The following is an 18488-nucleotide window of genomic DNA, read 5'->3' on the forward strand; positions in this document are numbered from 1 at the left end:
TTCAGCCGTGGGCAGCCCGGGCGGCCCGCTCGATGCCGGACCAACGGGCCGTAGCGTCGGATCCGTCCGGCGGTCGCGAGACCAACCGCCACCCGGGCGGGCTGACCCAGGGCGGTAACCGGCAACCCGCATCCGGCGGCCCACGGTCGGCCTCCGACGGGTCGCGCGTTCAGCCACCGGTACCCCGGGCGCCCAGCAGGCCGAGTCCAGCGTTCGGTAGGCAGCGTCCGAACCTCGGCGCCCGGCCCGCCGACACCATTCATCGATCGCGCCGGGCGGACACGTGTGGTCCGAGAAGGCTGTCGCTCAGGGCCGGCGCGAGCGGCGGACCGCACGCCGTTCCGTGGTGAGCACGGCGCGGTCGGCTGCGCTGCGGCCGGCTCCCCAGCCCGCCGCGTTGCCGGCCGAGAACGAGCGGCGGGCGGTGGCGGTGGAGAACAGCGAGTCGAAGAGTGTGTCGACAGCGAGTGACCGGTCGGCGAAGACGGGGACGAGGTCGGTGCCGGCAGCCGCGGCGGTCTGGTCAGCGGCGTCGCGCAGACGTTCACCGATGCGGGTGGCGTACGACAGCAGGAACGAGTGCCGGAACGACCGCGTACGAGACGTGCCGAGGCGGGAGTACTGGGAACCGGTCGCCAGCATTGCCCGCGCGGCCTGCACCAGCAGCGACGTCGCCAGCACGTCGACGACATCGAGGTCGAGGTCGGTGCCGAGAACGGTGACGAAGCCGAGCTTCTCGCTGGAGACCGTGCGGCAGTGGTTGGCCGACCCGACCTCCGCGACCAGCAGCGTCTTCGGCCCGAGATAGGGGGCGTCCAGCCAGATCCGCCGCGCCGACGCGACGGTGGTGCGCCGTTCGGGTGAGACGGCGTCGGCGAGGGCCTGTTCGATGGAGTAGCGGCTCATCAGCTCTTGCGCCTTCGCCGACAATGCCTCGGCCTCCTCCGGAAAAGGAGTCGACTCGGCCTTGGCCAACAACGCACGGACCCGGCCGAGCACCTTCTCCGGCGACGGGCGCGGACGGCCGGACGCGGCGGCGCCGGCGGACGATCCACGAGCGTCGCCTCCGTCGGTGGGTGTGCCTCCTGCGGAGTCACCACTGCCAGCTTGGCCACCGCCGGCGGTCGCCTGCCCGGGAGGCGGGAGGATGACCTGCAGTGCCGGCAACCGAAGTGCCAACCCCACCAGCTGGACCACCGCCTCGAGCAGGGCCGAGCGCTCGGCGCCGTGGTGGTCGGCCCATTGGGCGGGATAAGGGACGGCGGAGTCCCACCAGTTCTCGGCCCCGACCTCGCCGAGTTGCGCCAGCCAGCGCGGATGCGTCGTCGCGGAGGGGTAGGTGGCCGCGGTGTCGGCCATGGCGTCGACCACGAGGTGAACCGCGAGCGCGGACGCCTGCCTGCGCGTGACTTCGTAGAGGTCGATGGGGAGCCAGCCGGAGGTCCAGAGCCGGTCGACCTGAGCACGCAGGACCTGGACGACGGCCGCATCGACGACGCGCTGGGCAGGGACTGCGGCCGATACCGCTCGCAGGCCGGCTGTCACGGCGTCCGGTCCGCGGCGCAGGCCGTCGGCGGCGACGGTGAGGAGCCAGTCGACCACGACGTCGGCGGTCACTGGGCGCTGCTGATCGCCGACGTGGGGGAACACCGACCACCTCTCGTCAATCCGAAAAGATCACCCGAACCGAGCATTCCCGCCCATCATCGCCCCCAGGTCCGACACAGTTATTCTGCAAGCCCGGCCGCAGCCACGGGTGCCCACGAGATGGACGACGCTACCGAGGTCGTCTCGTGGTGTCATACCTTGCGTCAGGTCGCCTTGTTCACCGACGACCGAACGGGAGATGCGAGTAATGACCAGTGGCCGAGTCCCGGTCCGCGACGGCGAGCTGTTCTTCGACGAGCGAGGCGCTGGACATCCCCTGGTCCTGCTGCACAGCGGCTCCCTCGACCACCGGATGTGGGACGGCCAGGTGGGGCCGTTCGTCCGCGCCGGCTACCGAGTCATCCGCTACGACGCCCGCGGGCACGGTCAGTCGTCCACGCCGAAGTCGGACTTCGCGGCGTACGAGGACCTGCGCGAGCTGCTCGCCGGGCTGGACGTGTCGCGTGCCTCGCTCGTCGGGCTGTCGTACGGGGCGCGGACGGCGATCGACTTCGCTGTGGCGTACCCCGACGTGGTCGAGATGATGGTGCTGGCCAGTCCCGGTGTGAGCGGCATGCAGTTCACCGACCCGGCGATTCTCGCGCTCATGCAGCAACAGGCCGAGGCCGCTCAGGTCCGCGACGTCGACGGGTACGTGGAGTTCTTCCTGCGCGCCTGGGTCGACGGGCCGCAGCGGGAGCCCGGCACGGTCGACGCGGAGATGCGGGAGCGCTGTCGGCAGATGGCACGCGACGTCATCGACGCGCACGCATCGGGGACGGGGGCGTTGCGTGAGCTGGGCGCGCTCGAACGCCTCGGCGAGCTGACGACGCCGCTGCTGGTACTGGTCGGCGATCTCGACTCGTCGGACATCCACACGGTCGCCGGGCGCATCGAGGCCGAGGCGCAGTTCGCGGCCAGCGCCGTCGTCCCGGGGACGGGTCACACGCTGGCGATGGAGCAGCCTGCCGCATTCAACGCCGCCGTCCTCACCTTCCTCGAACGGGCCCGGCTGACCCGCTGAGCCGGGGAAGACGAGGCGAGCTCGGCCCACCCGCCCGCCGCCAGCCCAGTCGACCCCCCCCCCCCCACCCCGCCAGCCCGCCAGCCCGCCAGCCCGCCACCCCGCCAGCCCGCCAGCCCGCCAGCCCGCCAGCCCGCCAGCCCGCCAGCCCGCCAGCCCGCCAGCCCGCCAGCCCGCCAGCCCGCCAGCCCGCCAGCCCGCCAGCCCGCCAGCCCGCCAGTGCGCTCACGCACGCGGCTGAGCGGGCTTCCATGATCATCAAGGATTCGTGGCCTCCACGCACCACGGATCCATGATGATCATGGAAGCGGCGCGGCACAGTCGTCGACGTCGGCGAAGCCGGCCAGCGCGTCGAAAGCGTTCGCCCCGCCGCCGAGCCGGACGAACCTGTCCCGCAGCTCCTCGCCGGGTCGCTGGGTCGCTGTGGCGCCGGTGCGGGTTGTCGACGACGACCTCAACCACCTACACCGGGTCGTCGCCCAGCTGCGCCCGGCGCGAACCGTGGCGTCGAGCCGCCGGTTGCTCAGCGCCAAGACCGCCCAGTGCGAAGCACCCAGCTCACCATCGCTGCCCGCCCCGCCCCGCCCCGCCCCGACCCCGCCGCCGCGCCTGCCCCACCGCCCGCCGCCCGCCCGCGGCCGGCCCTCCTCCTCCGCGGGCCGCCGTCCGCGAAGCGTCCGCCTCATCCTTCGCCGGGCGCCGGAGGATGACGCGCGCCCGGCTCCGACCAGACGCCACCAACGGTTGTCCACAGGCCGAACGGATTCGCGGAGTTGTCCACATTCGGCGAATCGGCCCGCCAGCGAACGACGCTCAGCGGCAAGGGTGGAAGGGAGTTCCGCACCCATCCCCGGAGGTCCACGTGTCCCGCACCGCCACCCGCCCCCTCCGTCGACCGGCCAGCCCGATCGACGTCGTGCCGCCACCGAGGCCGCTGGTCGTCACCCACAACGATGCGCTCCTCGACGACCTCCTCCGGCTCGCCGCCGCGGCATCCGTCGAGCTCGAACTCGCCGGGCGGCCCGAATCGGCGCGTTCTCGCTGGTCGCAGGTCCCACTGGTGGTCGTCGGCGACGACGAGGCCGACACGCTGACGGCGATGTCGCTGCCACGCCGCCCCGGCGTCCTGCTGATCGGCGACCACGACGACGCGGACGTCTGGCGGCGCGGCGTCGCGCTCGGTGCGGAGCAGGTGTTGTTCCTCCCCGATGACGAACCGTGGCTGGCGGGCCGGTTCGCCGACACCGCGGAAGGCGGCGACGGCGAAGCGCTGGTGGTCGGCGTCATGGGCGGCCGTGGCGGGGCGGGCGCGTCGGTGCTGGCCACCGGCCTCGCCGTGACGGCGAGCCGGCAGGGGATGGCGGTCATCCTGGCCGACCTCGATCCGCTCGGCGGCGGCCTCGACCTCGTCCTCGGAGCCGAGAACATCACCGGCCTGCGCTGGCCCGACCTCGCCGACAGCAAGGGCCGGCTCGGCGCCCGGGCGCTGCGGTCGGAGCTGCCCGGACGGCACGGACTCGCCGTCCTGTCCTGGGACCGCGGCGACCTGCTCACGCTCGCGCCCGACGCCGCCGACGTCGTCCTCGCAGCGGCAAGACGGGCGTGCGACCTGGTCGTACTCGATCTGCCGCGCTGGCCCGATCCGGCCGCCGAGTACGCCATCGGGCTATGCGCCTCCGTGCTGCTGGTCGTCCCCGCCGAGGTACGGGCGGTCGCCGCCGCCACCCGCGTCGCCGCCGGCCTCACCACCTTGGCGGCCGACGTGCGCGTGGTCACGCGCGGGCCGTCGTCATCCGGACTCGGCGGGCCGGACGTCGCGATGGCGCTCGGCCTGCCGTTCGCCATGCACCTCCCGGCGGAGCCCCGGCTCGGCGTTCAGCTCGATCGCGGCGAACCACCCGGCCTCGACGACAAGGGTCCGCTGGTCCAGGGGTGCGGACGGCTGATCGAGACGCTCCTGCGAGATCATCGGCCGGTAGGCGCATGAGGTTCGACGAGTCGCTGCTCGACCGCATCCGGTCCACCCTCGCCCAGACCGCCGAGGCACCGACACCGGCCAGGGTCGCGACCCTGCTGCGCTCCGAGGGCGCGGTCCTCGGCGACGCCGCGGTACTCGAGGTCACCGAGGCGCTGCGAGCCGAGATCACCGGTGCCGGTCCGCTCGATCCGCTGCTGAGGCGCCCCGGCGTGACGGACGTGCTCGTCAACGGGCCCGACGAGGTCTGGATCGACGACGGCGAGGGCTTACGGCGCGAGCCGGTGCGGTTTCGCGACGAGGCCGCGGTGCGGCGGCTCGCGGTGCGGCTCGCCGCCTCAGCGGGTCGGCGACTCGACGACGCCGTCCCCTACGCCGACGCCCGCCTGGCCGGTGGGGTTCGGCTCCACGCGGTCGTGCCGCCGATCGCGCCCGACGGGACGGTCATCTCCCTGCGCGTCCCCTCGGGCCGGGCCCTGAGCCTCACCGACCTGGTTGCCGCGGGGACGGTGCCAGGCGCGCTCGAACCCTGGTTGACGGCGCTCGTCCGGGCCAGGGTCGCGTTCCTGGTCACCGGCCGTACCGGCTGCGGGAAGACCACGGTGCTCGAGGCCCTGCTCGGCGTCTGTCATCCGGGTGAGCGGATCGTCCTCGTCGAGGACTCCGGGGAACTGCGACCCGATCATCCGCACGTCGTCCGGCTCGAAGCCCGCACGGCCAACGTCGAGGGTGCGGGCCGCATCGGACTCGACGTCCTGGTCCGTCAGGCGCTGCGCATGCGACCCGACCGGATCGTCGTCGGCGAGGTCCGCGGCGCCGAGGTCGTCGACCTGCTGGCTGCTCTCAACACCGGTCACGAGGGCGGCTGCGGCACGCTCCATGCCAACTCGACGGCGGACGTTCCGGCGCGACTGGAGGCTCTCGGGCTGGCTGCCGGTCTGGGCCGGGCGGCTGTTCACGCTCAGGCACGTGCGGCGCTCGATGCCGTGATCCACCTGGTCCGCGACGACGGCGGCAGGCGGCGGGTCGTGCAGGTCGACGTGGTGATCGGCGACGGCGGAGTCCGGACAGCCGACGGCGGGCTGGCGACGGCGGCGGCGTTCCGGGTCGACGGCGACGGTGCTGTGTCGCGTGGACCGGGGTTCGACGTACTGGCAGACCTGCTCGCGCAGCGGGGGTGGGAGCCGTGACGGCGCTGCTCGCGATCGTGCTGGGCGGGTCGGCAGCGGCGGTGTGGGCCGGGCGGCCGTCGTTGCTGGAGATTCGGCTCGGCCGGCTCGGCCGGCTCGGCGCTCGTCGTGCAGAGGCGCGGCGTCGGCTGTCTCCGCGCGCCGTTCTCATCGGCGGCGCGGTCGCGGCAGGTGCGGGTGGTCTTGCGCTGGCAGGCCCGGCCGGGCTGGTGGCCGGCGTGCTCGCCGTCCCGCTCGGACGGTCTTGGCTGCGCCGGCGACGCCAGCGGCTGGCCCTGCGACGCCGCGAGTCAGACGTCGCCGAGGGATGCGTGGCCCTCGCGGGTGAGCTCGCATCGGGCGTCCCTCCCGCCCAGGCGGTGAATGCGGTCGCTGCCGAATGGCCTGAGCTGTTCGGTCCCGCCGCCGGACGCGCCGCGCTCGGCGGCGATCCGGCGGCAGCCCTGCGGGCCACGAGCGCGGTGCCGGGGGCCGGTCCGCTCCGCGCGGTCGCCGCGGCCTGGGAGGTGTCCGAACGCACCGGGGCCGCACTGTCCTCCGCGCTCATCGCGGTGGCCGACTCGGTCAGAGCCGAGGCGACCGTCCGGCGCGAGGCCGACGCGCAGCTGGCCTCGGTCCGGGCGACGGCACGACTGATGGCCGGCCTGCCGGCGGCGACGTTGCTGCTGTTCTCGGCGGGCGACGCCGACGCGGTCGGCTTCCTCACCAGCACGCCGTTCGGACTCGCCTGCCTGGTCGCGGCCGTGTTCTTCGTCGGTGCCGGACTGTTCTGGGTCGATCGGGTGTCGCGGCAGACGAGGTCGTCTTGGGAGCCGTGACGTTGAGACGGGTGAGGCGGCGACGCCGCGACCGCCGCAGCCCGGCTCACCGACGGGGGCGCGTGGGTGGCGGCCCTGCGACCACGTCGACCTGCACGTTGACGTCAGCATCGCCGGGTCCCAGGGCGGTGAGCCGATGACGACGCTGCTGGCCATGACGTGTGCCGCGCTCGCCGCCGTCGTGGCGTTGGTGCCGCCGCCGGGCGTTGCCCGGCTGCGGTCCGTCGTTCGACACCGCGACCACCGCAGGAATCGTCCGAGAGCCGGTTCGGCGGTACCGTCCGCGCAACCCGGTGTCGCCGTTGCCGGGTCTAGCCGGAACCGGCCAGGGGCGTCCACACGATCCGACCATGCCGCGGTCTCCGGCGCGAGCCGAGCCCTGGCCGCGGCGATTGCCGGCCTCGCCGCGTTCTGGCTGCTCGGCGGGGTCGTCGGGCTCATCGCGGGTTCCGGCGTCGCAGTAGCCGCCTGGCACGGGCTCGGACGGCTCGAGCCGGCGTCTCGCACACGCGACCGCGAACGGGTCGTCGCGATGCTGCCGCTCGCCGCCGACCTCATGACGGCGGCGCTCTCGGCCGGTTGTCCGCCCGCCGTCGCCGCCGAGACCGTGGGCGCGGCGATCGGTGGCCCACTCGGGCGCGCCCTCGTCGACGCTGCCGCGGCCGCGAGCGTCGGCGTCGAACCGGACCGCGCCTGGTCCGGCCTCGCGGCCGAGCCGACGGTGCGACCGCTGGCCAGAGCACTCACTGCGGCGATGATCCGCGGAACGTCGCCGTCGCCGGTCCTGGAACGCGTGTCCGCCGACGCGCGCGATGCCGCCCGGTGGGCCGGTGAGGCGAGGGCCAGGTCGCTCGGCGCTCGGGCCGCCGCGCCGTTGGGGCTCTGCTTCCTACCCGCCTTCGTGCTGGTCGGCGTCGTGCCGATCATCGCGACCTCGGGGCCGCTCCTCCTCTGACGCCGCGCCGGTAGCCTCGACCTGGGCGGTGATGCGTCATGCGGCTGGCGCCGGAGGTGTGCAGGCGACGGATGTCGGCTGCGCGAGTAGCGCACTTGGCGACGACCGGGGCCGACGGCCGGCCGCACCTGGTCCCCGTCACGTTCGCCCTGGTGACGTCGTCCGGTACCGACCGCGTCGCCATCGCCGTCGATCAGAAGCCGAAGAGCACCCTTGCGCTTCGGCGGCTGCGCAACATCGCCGAGAACCCACTGGTGGCGCTCATGTGCGACCACTACGACGAGGACTGGACCCAGCTCTGGTGGGTCCGCGCCGACGGCCGGGCGGTGGTCCTCGACGACGGCGATGGCCGCGACGGCGCGCTGGTCGCGTTGGGACTTCGCTACGGCCAGTACCGAAGCGATCCACCGCGGGGGCCGGTCATCCTGATCGAGGTCACCGCTTGGTCCGGTTGGTCCTACGCCTGACCGTACGCCGTCGGCTCGTTCGAGCACCAGCCGACGACGCGCGCGCCGCGCGATGCCACGGTCGTGACCGGCGGGTCGGCCACAGGTGGCATCTGACGGGCTGCTGCGCGGGCCGACGAGAGGGCACCGGCCCGTCCGCCGGTCGACGCGTTGAGCAGCGGTTTCGTGCCGCCTGTCCACAGACTCATCCGATTCCGCAGGTTGTCCCCAATATCGCGTTCGGCCCTGGGATCCGCTCGCCGCGCCGATGAATCTGGTCGCAGGCCCGCAGCTCGCGGGCTCCGCGCCGGCCGGACCGCCGGATTCCAGGGAGGTCACCATGTCCAACGTCATCCGCCGGCTCGGCCGGTTGCGCAGCGAGCGCGGCATGACCACCGCCGAGTACGCCGTCGGCACCGTCGCAGCATGCGGCTTCGGCGGCATCCTCTACAAGCTGCTCACCAGCGAGCCGGTTCAGAACCTGCTGAGCGGGGTCATCGAGAAGGCGTTCGGGGTGATCGGCGGATGAGGTGCCGTCGACCCGCGGCTCGGGGCGATCCGGGTTCGGGCCGCCGGCCGCGACGTCTGACGTCGGCCCGCGGTGCGCAGCGCGGCATGGTGACCGCCGAGATCGCGGCCGCGTTCCCGGCGCTGGTCGTCGCGCTGCTCATGGCGGTCTGGGCGGTGACGATCGCTGCTGGGCACCTGAGGTGCACCGATGCGGCTCGCGAGGCGGCCCGGGCCGCGGCACGCGGCGAGGACCTCGCGGTGGTACGCGACGTCGCGGCCGAGGCGGCGCCACCTGGTGCGGAGGTTGCGGTCGACGAGATCGGCGGCGTGGTCGAGGTCCGGGTCAGCGCACGGATGACCATGCCGGGTCCGTTGGGCGACACCCTTCCGGCTCCGACGGTGTCGGCTCGCTCGGTCGCCCTGGCCGAGGCCGGATGATGCCGACGCGATGCCGCGACAGCCAGCGCGGCGCTGGGACGGTGTTCATCCTGGCGATCGTGCTGGTGATCATGGTCGCGACGCAGGCGGTAGCGGTCCTGGCGGCGGGTCAGTCGGCCCGCCACCGGGCGGCCGCGGCGGCCGACCTCGCCGCGTTGGCGGCGGCGAACCAGCTGGCGCTCGGCGCGGCCGATCCCTGCGCCGACGCCGGCCGCATCGCCCACGCCAACGGCGCCGCCCTGCGCGACTGCGTCATCGACGGCTTGGAGGTCGAAGTCCAGGTGCGGGTCGAGACGACGTCCGCGCTGCCGTGGCTGCCCGCCCAGGACCGTCGAGCACGCGCCGGTCCACCGCGGCCGGCCTGAGGTGATGCGAGGCGTATAGGGCGTGGCGTGGCGGTGCAGGACGGCGTGGCGTAGCGGCGCGGGACGGCGCGGCGCGGGACGGCGTGGCGTGGCGGCGCGGGACGGCGCGGCGCGGGACGGCGCGGTGCGGTGCGGGACAGCGTGGTGCGGGACGGCGCGGTCCACGTGGGGCGGCTCCCCGCGCTCGCGTCGTCCCGACCGTGTCGGCGTCAGGTCTCGGCGCGGCTCGGTGGTTGCCGGGTCGCGCCGAGGCACGCCGTCACCACTAGTCCGATCGCCAGCCATTCCTGCAGGTGCAGTACCTCGTCCAGCACCAGGAGCCCGACCAGCGCGGCAGCCGCCGGTTCGAGGCTCATCAAGATCCCGAACACCGTCGCGGGCATGCGACGCAATGCCTCGAGTTCGAAGGAGTAGGGAATCACCGATGACAGCAGAGCGATTCCAGCCGCCAGCGCCAACACGTGCGGCTGCCAGAGGTCGGAGCCGCCGGTGGTCAGCCCGATCGGCGCCACGGCGACCGCGCCCACCACGCTGGCGACGGTCAGCCCGGAGGAACCCGGGAACCGCTGGCCCAGCTGCTTGCCGAGCAGGATGTACGCCGCCCAGCCGGCGGCCGCCACCAGCGCGAACAGGACACCCACCGGATCGATGCCGCCCGGTCCGCCCCGGGCCAGCAGCACGACGCCGGTGGCGGCCAGCAGCACCCAGACCAGATCGAGCCGACGGCGCGACAGCGCGACCGCCACCCCGAGCGGGCCGATGAACTCGATGGTGACGGCGATGCCCAGCGGGATCCGCGAGAACGACTCGTAGATCGCGATGTTCATCGCGGCCAGCGAGAGCCCGAACGTGACCGCGAGTCCCAGGTCACCCCGAGACGCGCGACGCAGGGCGGCTCGGACGGCCCGCTGGGTGATGGCCACGAGAGCAACGGCCGAGAACGCCAATCGCAGGAAGACCACGGCGGTCGGCGGCAGCGTGTCGAACAGGCCTTTCGCGAGACCGGCGCCGATCTGCAGCGAGAAGATCCCGCCGAGCACCAGCCCGGGAGCGGGCATCGACCCGAGCGGCGACGTCACGCGGTCAGCCTAGGTGCTGGGTCGAGCCGCCTCGGCCCGACGGTGGCCTGGCGGCTGGCAGGGCTGGGCCGGGTCGAGGTCGGCCAGCAAGGTGTCGAGCTCGGCCGGCGTCGACACCATGCCCAGCGAAGCGCGGACCTGCTGCCGGCCAGCTATCGCGGTCCACAGGCGTCGTCCTGAGCGGCGACGTCAGGCGGTCGGCTTGGGTGCTGGGTTGAGGTGCCTCGACCGGACGGTGCGCTTTGCGGCTGGTGGCCGTCGACATCCTCGGGGGCTTCGAGGACGCAGGTGCGGCGACCCCGTTCGCGGGTCGGGCCGCGGGGCAGGCGTCCGAGGGGTGCCGTCGGCGATGACGGTGGACGAGGGTCGGTTGCTGGCGGATCGCCCGTCGGCGGTCGAGGTGCACCAGAGCCCGGTCGCTTGCGGATGGCCGGCCAACGCTCCCGTGTGTGGGTTGGCCCGGCGGGCGGTCGGTCGTCAGGAGCCGTTGCGGTCGGGTGCTGGCGATCCCGAGTCGGCGCGGGCCGGTTCCTGGCGTTCGCCATCGCTGTCTTTGCCTCGACGCTCGTCGTCGGTGGCGGTGTGGCGGTCGTCGTCAGAGGAGGGACGGTCGCCCGCCGGAGCGCCGTGCGGCTCGTCGGCGCGTTCGGCGCGTCGCTCGAGGTCGCGGATCCGCTTGCGCTGCTTCAACCCCTTACGCAGCCCGACCCGCAGCAACCACAGCGCGGCCAGTGTCGCCAGGCCGGTGATCAGACCGGCGATGTACAGCCCGGACCCCGACGTCGTGACCTCGGAACCGAGCAGGTCCACGGAGAGCGACTCACCAGCGCCGGTGAGCACACCGATGGTCAGCAACAGAGCGAGCAGGAGAACGATCAGTGCGACAGCGACCACGACGACCACCCCTTCATCGATCCCCCACGCCCCACGGTAGCGATCAGCGGGCCGCCGATGTGCGAATCGAGCCCGAGTCAGTCCGTCCCGGAGAGCAGCATGTCCAGCAGCCGCACCGCACCGGCTTTGTCGAGCGGTTCGTTGCCGTTGCCGCACTTCGGCGACTGCACGCACGACGGGCAGCCGTCACGGCACGGGCAGGCGGCGATCGTGTCGCGCGTCGCCGTCAGCCACGACCGCGCGGCGTGGAAGCCGCGCTCCGCGAACCCGGCGCCACCGGGGTGTCCGTCGTGCACGAAGACGGTGAGCGTGCCGGTGTCCGGGTGCAGCAGCGTCGACAGCCCGCCGATGTCCCAGCGGTCGCAGCTGGCCACGAGTGGCAAGATCCCGATCGACGCGTGCTCCGCGGCGTGCGCCGCGCCCGGCGCGTCCACCATCGAGACTCCGGCGGCGTCGATCGCGTCGTCGGGCAGCGTCCACCAGACGGAACGGGTACGCAGGCGGCGTTCGGGCAGGTCGAGCGGAACCTCGCCCAGCACCTCGCCGGAGCGGAGCGCGCGCTTGAGGTAGCCGACCACTTGGCTGACCACCTCGACGGCGCCGAAGGCGAGGCGCGCCGACCCCCACTTCTCCGACGCCGACTCCTCCAGCACCCGCAACGTGCTGACCTCGCGCGCCGTCGTCGTGTAGTCGGGTGCGTCCTGCCGGGCCATCGCGACGCCGTCGTCGAGGTCCAGGCTCTCGATGACATAGGTGTCGCCCTGGTGCACGTAGACGGCGCCCTCGTGCGCGGTCGAGTGCGCCCGGACACCGTCGACGGTGCCGAGCACACGGCCCGTGCCCACCTCGACGAGGCTGACGAGGCCGCCCGAGCCGCGCAGGTCGGCCAGGTCGGTCGGACGTTCCCGCTTGGTCCAGTGCCAGGTCGTCTCCGCTTTGACCCGCCGTCGCAGCAGGCGCCGGTGCTCCAGCGTCGCCAGGACGTCCTCGGTCGACGGGCCGAAGACGGCCGCGTCGTCAGCGGTCAGCGGACGCTCGGCCGCCGCGGCACACAGGTGCGGCGCCAGGACGTAGGGGTTGTCCGGGTCCAGCACGGTCTCCTCGACCGGCTGCTCGAAGATCGCCTCCGGGTGCTGCACGAGATACGAGTCCAGCGGGTTGTCGCTGGCCACCAGGACCGCCAGGCTCTCCTGGCCGGCGCGTCCCGCTCGCCCGGCCTGCTGCCACAGCGACGCGCGGGTCCCCGGCCAGCCGGCGATCAGAACGGCGTCCAGTCCGCTCACGTCGACGCCGAGCTCCAAGGCGGTCGTCGCCGCGAGCCCGACCAGCGACCCGTCGTTGAGGGCCGCTTCGAGAGACCGGCGCTCGTAGGCGAGATAACCGGCCCGATAGGAGGCCACCCGGTCCGGCAGCGATGCGTCCACCTCGGAGAGCGCCGACCGTGCCAGCCCGGCGACGGTCTCGGCGGCGCGGCGCGACCGCACGAACGCGACGGTCCGGGCGTCGGCCACGACGAGGTCGGTGAGCAGGTCCGCGGTCTCGGCCAGCACGCCGCGTCGTCGCGCGGAGCCCCCGTCCACCCCCCACGAGGCCGAACGGTCAGGCCCGTGATCGCCGGCGGAGCTGCCGCTGGCCTCCGCGCTGCGGGCATCGAGCGCAGCCGAGCGGGCCGCACGCCCGCCACCGCCACGCCCGTCACCGCCGGCGCTGTCGCCGAGCAGGGGCGGTTCCCAGAGAAGGAACGTCTTCGCGCCGCTGGGCGAACAGTCCTCCGTCACGGCCTCGATGGGCAGCATCCCGATGAGCAGTTCGGCGGTGCGGGCCGGATTCGCCGTCGTCGCCGAGGCGAGGACGAACGTCGGCGTCGACCCGTACATGGCGCAAATGCGCCGCAGCCGCCGTAGCACCTGCGCGACGTGGGAGCCGAAGACGCCGCGGTAGCCGTGGCACTCGTCGACCACGACGAACCGCAGCGACCGCAGGAACCCGGCCCAGCGGTGGTGCGCCGGCAGCATCGCGTGATGCAGCATGTCGGGATTCGTCAGCAGGTACGTCGCGTGGGTGCGGGCCACGTCGCGCAGCTCGATCGGGGTGTCGCCGTCGTAGGTCGTGGCCATGACGCCGGGGACGCCCAGTTCGTCGAGCGAACGCAGCTGGTCGGCGGCCAGTGCCTTGGTCGGCGAGATGTACAGCGTCGTGCCGCCGAGCCGGCGGCCGGTGCGGGCCGCGGTCAGCGCCGGAAGCTGGTAGGCCAGCGACTTTCCCGACGCGGTGCCGGTGGCGATGACGACGTGCCGTCGTGACCAGGCCAGTGACGCGGCCTGGGCCTGGTGGTCCCAGGGCGCTACGATGCCAGCGGTCATGAAGCGATCGCGCACGACGGGATCCACCCAGAGCGGCCACGTGCCGGGCTTCGCAGCCCGGGCGGGTATCGATTCGATGTGCGTGACACGTCCGGTCCGGTGCGGACCGGTCAGCAGCACTTCGAGCAGGTCGTTCGGGCGGGGCACCTCGTGAGTCTCGCATCATGGTTGAATGCGGATGAGCCCGGCACGCGGTGAGCGCTGTGTGTTGACCGATGGAGGCATGGAGGATCTGCGTGGACCTGTCGTTGTCGACCCGTACCGAGAGCGGCCGCAGCGTGGTCGCGGTCGGTGGTGAGATCGACGTCTACACGGCGCCGAGACTGCGCGACCAGCTGGTCGAACTCGTCGACTCGGGTCACTACCACATCGTCGTCGACATGCGTGAGGTCGAGTTCCTCGACTCGACCGGTCTCGGCGTGCTCGTGGGCGGCCTCAAGCGGGTCGGCCAGCACGACGGTTCCCTCCGGCTCGTCTGCAACCAGGAGCGGATCCTGAAGATCTTCCGGATCACCGGCCTCACCAAGGTCTTCCCGATTCACGAGACGCTCGAGGAGGCCGTGTCCGCCACGGAGACGCCCTGAGAGGGCTCGCGCAGGCGGCATCGTGTGGGTACTTTCACACGATGGTAACGATGTCGGTGGGGGGACCGACGTGAACTTTGGGTCCAGGGCGCTCTAGACTCCGCAGGTCGGCCGGATCCTGCCCATCTGCGGTCCGGCGGCACAGAAAGAGCCGATTCCTGTCAGCGGTCGGTCCAGCGGACCGGGCGCGGACAGCTGTTTCAACGCCCTGCCCGAGGGCGACGTCAAGGAGGACGAATGACCGGGCTCAACCTCTCCTATGTGGTTGTCGTCGCGTTGATCGCGGTGGCATCCCTGGCGATGGCGGCGCTGTTTCGCCGAGAGGTTCTCAGTGCCAGTGAGGGCACCGAGAACATGAAGACGATCGCGCGCGCCGTGCAGGAGGGCGCCGCGGCCTACCTCAACCGGCAGTTCCGGACCCTCGCCATCTTCGTGGTGCTGGTGTTCGGGCTGCTCTTCCTGTTGCCCGGGGATCCCGGCGTCCGGTTCGGCCGGTCGCTGTTCTTCCTGGTCGGTGCGGCGTTCTCCGCCGCCATCGGCTACATGGGCATGTGGCTGGCCACGCGGGCGAACGTCCGGGTCGCCGCCGCCGCTCGTGACGAGGGCCGCGACCCGGCGATGAAGGTCGCGTTCCGTACCGGTGGCACCGTCGGCATGGCCACCGTCGGCCTCGGTCTCCTGGGTGCGGCCGTCGTCGTCCTCACCTATCAGGAGGACGCGCCGACGGTGCTCGAGGGCTTCGGCTTCGGTGCGGCGCTGCTCGCCATGTTCATGCGTGTCGGTGGCGGCATCTTCACCAAGGCAGCCGACGTCGGCGCCGACCTCGTCGGCAAGGTCGAGCAGGGCATCCCCGAGGACGACCCGCGCAACGCCGCGACCATCGCGGACAACGTCGGCGACAACGTCGGTGACTGCGCCGGCATGGCGGCGGACCTGTTCGAGTCCTACGCCGTCACGCTGGTCGCCGCGCTGATCCTGGGTCAGGTCGCGTTCGGCCAGGAGGGTCTGGTCTTCCCGCTGATCGTCCCGGCGCTCGGTGCGCTCACCGCCGTCCTCGGCATCTACCTGACGCGGCCGCGCCCCGGCGAGAACGGCCTGACCACGATCAACCGGGCGTTCTACATCTCCGCGGTGGTATCAGCGGTGCTGTGTGCCATCGCGGCGTTCGCCTACCTGCCTGACAGCTTCGCTCAGCTCGACGGCGGCCTCGGCGACCACGACGGCGACCCGCGCGTCCTGGCCACCGCCGCCGTGTTCCTGGGCATCGTGCTGGCCGGCATCATCCTGTGGCTGACCGGCTACTTCACCGGCACCGACAAGAAGCCGACCGAGGACGTCGCGAAGACGTCGCTCACCGGCCCGGCGACGGTGATCCTGTCCGGCATCGCGCTCGGCCTCGAGTCGGCGGTCTACACCGCGCTGGTCATCGGCGGTGCGGTCTACGGTGCGTTCCTGCTGGGCGACGGTTCGGTCGAGCTCTCGCTGTTCCTCATCGCTCTGGCCGGCACCGGCCTGCTGACCACGGTCGGCGTCATCGTCGCCATGGACACCTTCGGGCCGGTCAGCGACAACGCGCAGGGCATCGCCGAGATGTCCGGCGACGTCGACGGCGAGGGCGCCCAGATCCTCACCGAGCTGGACGCCGTCGGCAACACCACCAAGGCCATCACCAAGGGCATCGCGATCGCCACGGCGGTCCTGGCGGCGACGGCACTGTTCGGGTCGTACATGGACGCCATCTCGCGCGAGCTGGTCAACGTCGGCGGCGACATCGCCGGCGAGACCTCGTTCCTCCTCGAGATCGTGTCGCCGAACGTCCTGGTGGGCGTGGTCATCGGTGCCGCGGTCGTGTTCATGTTCTCCGGCCTGGCCATCAACGCCGTCGGCCGCGCCGCGGGTGCGGTCGTCTTCGAGGTGCGCCGGCAGTTCCGCGACGACCCGGGCATCATGGCCGGCACGTCCACCCCGGCCTACGGCCGCGTGGTCGACATCGTCACGAAGGACTCGCTGCGCGAGCTGGCCACGCCCGGCCTGATGGCGGCGCTCGCGCCGATCGCGGTCGGCTTCGGCCTCGGTGTCGGCCCGCTGGCCGGGTACCTGGCCGGTGCCATCGCGACCGGTGTGCTGATGGCGGTGTTCCTGGCCAACTCCGGTGGCGCCTGGGACAACTCGAAGAAGCTGGTCGAGGACGGCAACCACGGCGGCAAGGGCTCCGGCGCCCACGACGCCACGGTCATCGGCGACACCGTCGGCGACCCGTTCAAGGACACCGCCGGTCCGGCCATCAACCCGCTGATCAAGGTGATGAACCTGGTCTCCGTGCTGATCGCGCCGGCCATCGTCTCCATGTCGGTGGGTGCGGACGCCAACGACGGCCTGCGGTACACGATCGCCATCGTCGCGGTCGCGATCATCGTCGGGGCCGTCTGGTTCTCGAAGCGGCGCTCGGCCATCATCGGCGAGGACGAGCCGGCCCGGGAGGGTGCGGCGGTCTGACCGCCTGATCCACGGCGCGGCGGCCGTCCCCATGGCGGGGGCGGCCGCCGTTCCATGTCCGCGGCGGATCGCGCCGGGCCCCGATCCGAGCGGTGAGACGATCGCCCCTCGTGCACCGGCCGCAGGTCGCTGGGGAGTGATCGCCGCGAACGGGTACGAGGGGCCGCCGACGTGCCGGTCGCCGGGCCGCTGATGCTGACGCCAGCGGCGCCGGCGTCAGCGTCGGGCGTCGGGCGTCGGTGGAGCCGAACCGCGGCGGCGCCCTGGTCTCCGGTAGCGGGCGCGGCGGGACCTGGCCGCGTCGCCGGACGAGGGATCTCGATCGGTGCCTTCAGCGGACGGCGGCGACGGAGATCACGGCGCCCGGATGCCGTACGTCGTCGACGGTGGCGGCGGGTACGCGGGCCGCTCGCAGCTCGCTCGCCAGCGCTGCCGCGTCGGGCGTCGGGGCGAAGGCGTGGACCCCGACCGGTGCGCCGCTCAGCTCGTATCGGGGCGCCAGTCGCGTCGCCAGCAGCGCCCGGCGGCCGTCGTAGACGCGGCGGGCCCGGCGCAGGTGCTGGTCCAGTCCGCCGGACTCGATCAGCGCAGCCACGGTCAGTTGCAGCACCGCCGACACGCCGAGGTCGGAGTCCTCCCGCTGCTCTCGCAGCCGGTCGGCCACTGACGGCGGCGCGACGATCCAGCCCAGCCGGAGCCCCGGCGCCAGCAGCTTGGACAGCGATCCGGTGAACACGACCAGATCCGGCGCCAGCGCCTGCACCGCCGCCGGCACGACCCCGGGGGCGGCGAGGTGGGAGTCGTAGTCGTCCTCGACGATCCAGCGACCGGCGGCGCGGCTGGAGTCGACGAGTGATCGCCGGCGCGGCGCGGTCAGCTGCACGCCGGTCGGGTACTGGTGGCTCGGCGTGATCATCACCGCGCCGACGCGGCCGCCGGCGTCCTCGCCGGGCCGGGCGCCCGCCAGCAGGGCCGGATCCAGACCGGCCGCGTCGACCGGCACCTGCATCACCTCGACCGGGCGGCGCACCAGGTGGTGGATCGTGCCCGGGGAGCACGGCTGCTCGACCGCCCAGGTCGCCACGCCGAGGACCGTCGTCAGCATCCACATCGCGTGCGAGACGCCGCCCGTCACGTGGATCTGGTCCGGCTCGGCGGAGACACCACGGGTCCGGGCGAGCCAGTCGGCCAGGGCCGCGCGGAGCCGCGGGTGCCCGGCCGGGTCCGGATAGCCGAGGTCGCGTTCGGACAGCCCGGCCAGCGCGGCGCGCGTCGCCGTGGCCCAGGCCCGGTGCGGGAAGAGCGCGGGATCGGGCACTCCGGGCGACGGAGGGGGCGCGGCCGAGCTGGGCGGGGCCAGCGCTGGTGCGCCCGCACCGGGGCCGCCGGTCACGACCGGCCGCCGCCGGGGCTCGGAGCGGAGGAACCCCTCGTCCTGCAGCTGCGCGTACACCGCGTCGGCCGTGCCACGGGCGAGGCCGACCGCCTGGGCGAGGTCGCGTGCGCCGGGCAGCGCCGTGCCGGGCAGCAGCCGGCCGCCGAGGATCGCGTCGATCAGCCGGCCGCGTAGCCAGGCGGCCTTCGCGTTCGGCGGTGGCGGCCCCCAGGGCGCGGCGAGCTCGGCGGCGACATCGGACGTCACTGGCCTAGTGGACCACGTCGCATCTGGCCCTGTCCATGGGCCAGTTGGGCGGCCAGGATCGT

16 protein-coding genes are annotated in these 18488 nt (G+C 73.1%); 11 read left to right on the plus strand and 5 right to left on the minus strand.

The genetic code is table 11. The features are described from left to right. Nucleotides 1–306 precede the first annotated feature (306 nt). Nucleotides 307–1617: a DUF2786 domain-containing protein gene (locus DZA62_RS12760; RefSeq protein WP_116949280.1), complete on the minus strand. Its 1311-nt coding sequence runs from the start codon at nt 1615–1617 to the stop codon at nt 307–309. 238 nt (nt 1618–1855) lie between these two features. On the opposite strand from DZA62_RS12760, the gene DZA62_RS12765 reads away from it, so the two are divergent. The 9 genes from DZA62_RS12765 to DZA62_RS12805 all read left to right on the plus strand — a co-directional run bounded on the left by DZA62_RS12765 (nt 1856) and on the right by DZA62_RS12805 (nt 9368). Continuing rightward, nucleotides 1856–2671, plus strand: a complete 816-nt coding sequence (locus tag DZA62_RS12765; RefSeq protein ID WP_157987637.1) for an alpha/beta fold hydrolase — start codon at nt 1856–1858, stop codon at nt 2669–2671. A 916-nt stretch (nt 2672–3587) separates the two neighbouring features. Next, a complete protein-coding gene (gene ssd, locus DZA62_RS36335; RefSeq protein ID WP_198663694.1) occupies nt 3588–4658 on the plus strand; it encodes a septum site-determining protein Ssd in 1071 nt (356 codons plus the stop codon). Further along, nucleotides 4655–5836 (plus strand): TadA family conjugal transfer-associated ATPase, encoded by a 1182-nt coding sequence (locus DZA62_RS12775; protein ID WP_198663695.1) that lies wholly within the window; start codon nt 4655–4657, stop codon nt 5834–5836. Before ssd ends, DZA62_RS12775 begins: the two co-directional genes overlap by 4 nt. Beyond that, nucleotides 5833–6654, plus strand: a complete 822-nt coding sequence (locus DZA62_RS12780) for a type II secretion system F family protein (RefSeq protein WP_157987638.1) — start codon at nt 5833–5835, stop codon at nt 6652–6654. The genes DZA62_RS12775 and DZA62_RS12780 overlap by 4 nt, the downstream gene beginning before the upstream one ends. Before the next feature lie 136 nt (nt 6655–6790). After that, a complete protein-coding gene (locus DZA62_RS12785; protein WP_116949285.1) occupies nt 6791–7609 on the plus strand; it encodes a type II secretion system F family protein in 819 nt (272 codons plus the stop codon). Nucleotides 7610–7647: 38 nt separating this feature from the next. After that, on the plus strand, nt 7648–8076 hold the full coding sequence (locus DZA62_RS12790; protein ID WP_116949286.1) for a TIGR03668 family PPOX class F420-dependent oxidoreductase: 429 nt from the start codon (nt 7648–7650) through the stop codon (nt 8074–8076). Between the two features lie 319 nt (nt 8077–8395). Beyond that, nucleotides 8396–8584, plus strand: coding sequence for a DUF4244 domain-containing protein (locus DZA62_RS12795; protein WP_116949495.1), 189 nt, complete (start codon nt 8396–8398; stop codon nt 8582–8584). An 86-nt stretch (nt 8585–8670) separates the two neighbouring features. Continuing rightward, entirely contained in the window at nt 8671–9003 is a 333-nt protein-coding gene (locus DZA62_RS12800; protein WP_116949287.1) for a TadE family type IV pilus minor pilin, read from the plus strand. Continuing rightward, the gene (locus DZA62_RS12805) at nt 9000–9368 is read left to right on the plus strand and encodes an Rv3654c family TadE-like protein (protein ID WP_116949288.1); all 369 of its coding nucleotides are present in this window, start codon (nt 9000–9002) and stop codon (nt 9366–9368) included. Before DZA62_RS12800 ends, DZA62_RS12805 begins: the two co-directional genes overlap by 4 nt. A gap of 209 nt (nt 9369–9577) precedes the next feature. On the opposite strand, the gene DZA62_RS12810 is transcribed toward DZA62_RS12805, so the two are convergent. The 3 genes from DZA62_RS12810 to DZA62_RS36340 form a co-directional block, all read right to left on the minus strand. Further along, nucleotides 9578–10447 carry an EamA family transporter gene (locus DZA62_RS12810; RefSeq protein ID WP_198663697.1) on the minus strand — a complete coding sequence of 290 codons (870 nt, stop codon included), beginning with the start codon at nt 10445–10447 and terminating at the stop codon, nt 9578–9580. Nucleotides 10448–10924: 477 nt separating this feature from the next. Continuing rightward, nucleotides 10925–11341, minus strand: a complete 417-nt coding sequence (locus tag DZA62_RS12815) for a hypothetical protein (RefSeq protein ID WP_157987639.1) — start codon at nt 11339–11341, stop codon at nt 10925–10927. A gap of 77 nt (nt 11342–11418) precedes the next feature. Next, nucleotides 11419–13851: a DEAD/DEAH box helicase gene (locus tag DZA62_RS36340; protein ID WP_198663698.1), complete on the minus strand. Its 2433-nt coding sequence runs from the start codon at nt 13849–13851 to the stop codon at nt 11419–11421. A gap of 89 nt (nt 13852–13940) precedes the next feature. Here DZA62_RS36340 and DZA62_RS12830 point away from each other — a divergent pair, with 89 nt between their 5' ends. Both DZA62_RS12830 and DZA62_RS12835 read left to right on the plus strand, forming a co-directional pair. Further along, nucleotides 13941–14288 (plus strand): STAS domain-containing protein, encoded by a 348-nt coding sequence (locus tag DZA62_RS12830; protein ID WP_116949290.1) that lies wholly within the window; start codon nt 13941–13943, stop codon nt 14286–14288. 237 nt (nt 14289–14525) lie between these two features. Then, the gene (locus DZA62_RS12835; RefSeq protein ID WP_116949291.1) at nt 14526–16784 is read left to right on the plus strand and encodes a sodium-translocating pyrophosphatase; all 2259 of its coding nucleotides are present in this window, start codon (nt 14526–14528) and stop codon (nt 16782–16784) included. Between the two features lie 331 nt (nt 16785–17115). On the opposite strand, the gene DZA62_RS12840 is transcribed toward DZA62_RS12835, so the two are convergent. Further along, nucleotides 17116–18426, minus strand: coding sequence for an aminotransferase-like domain-containing protein (locus DZA62_RS12840; RefSeq protein WP_116949292.1), 1311 nt, complete (start codon nt 18424–18426; stop codon nt 17116–17118). Nucleotides 18427–18488 lie beyond the last annotated feature (62 nt).

Origin of the sequence: Jiangella endophytica (genome assembly GCF_003427025.1) — a bacterium.
GTDB classification, from domain to species: Bacteria; Actinomycetota; Actinomycetes; order Jiangellales; family Jiangellaceae; genus Jiangella; species Jiangella endophytica.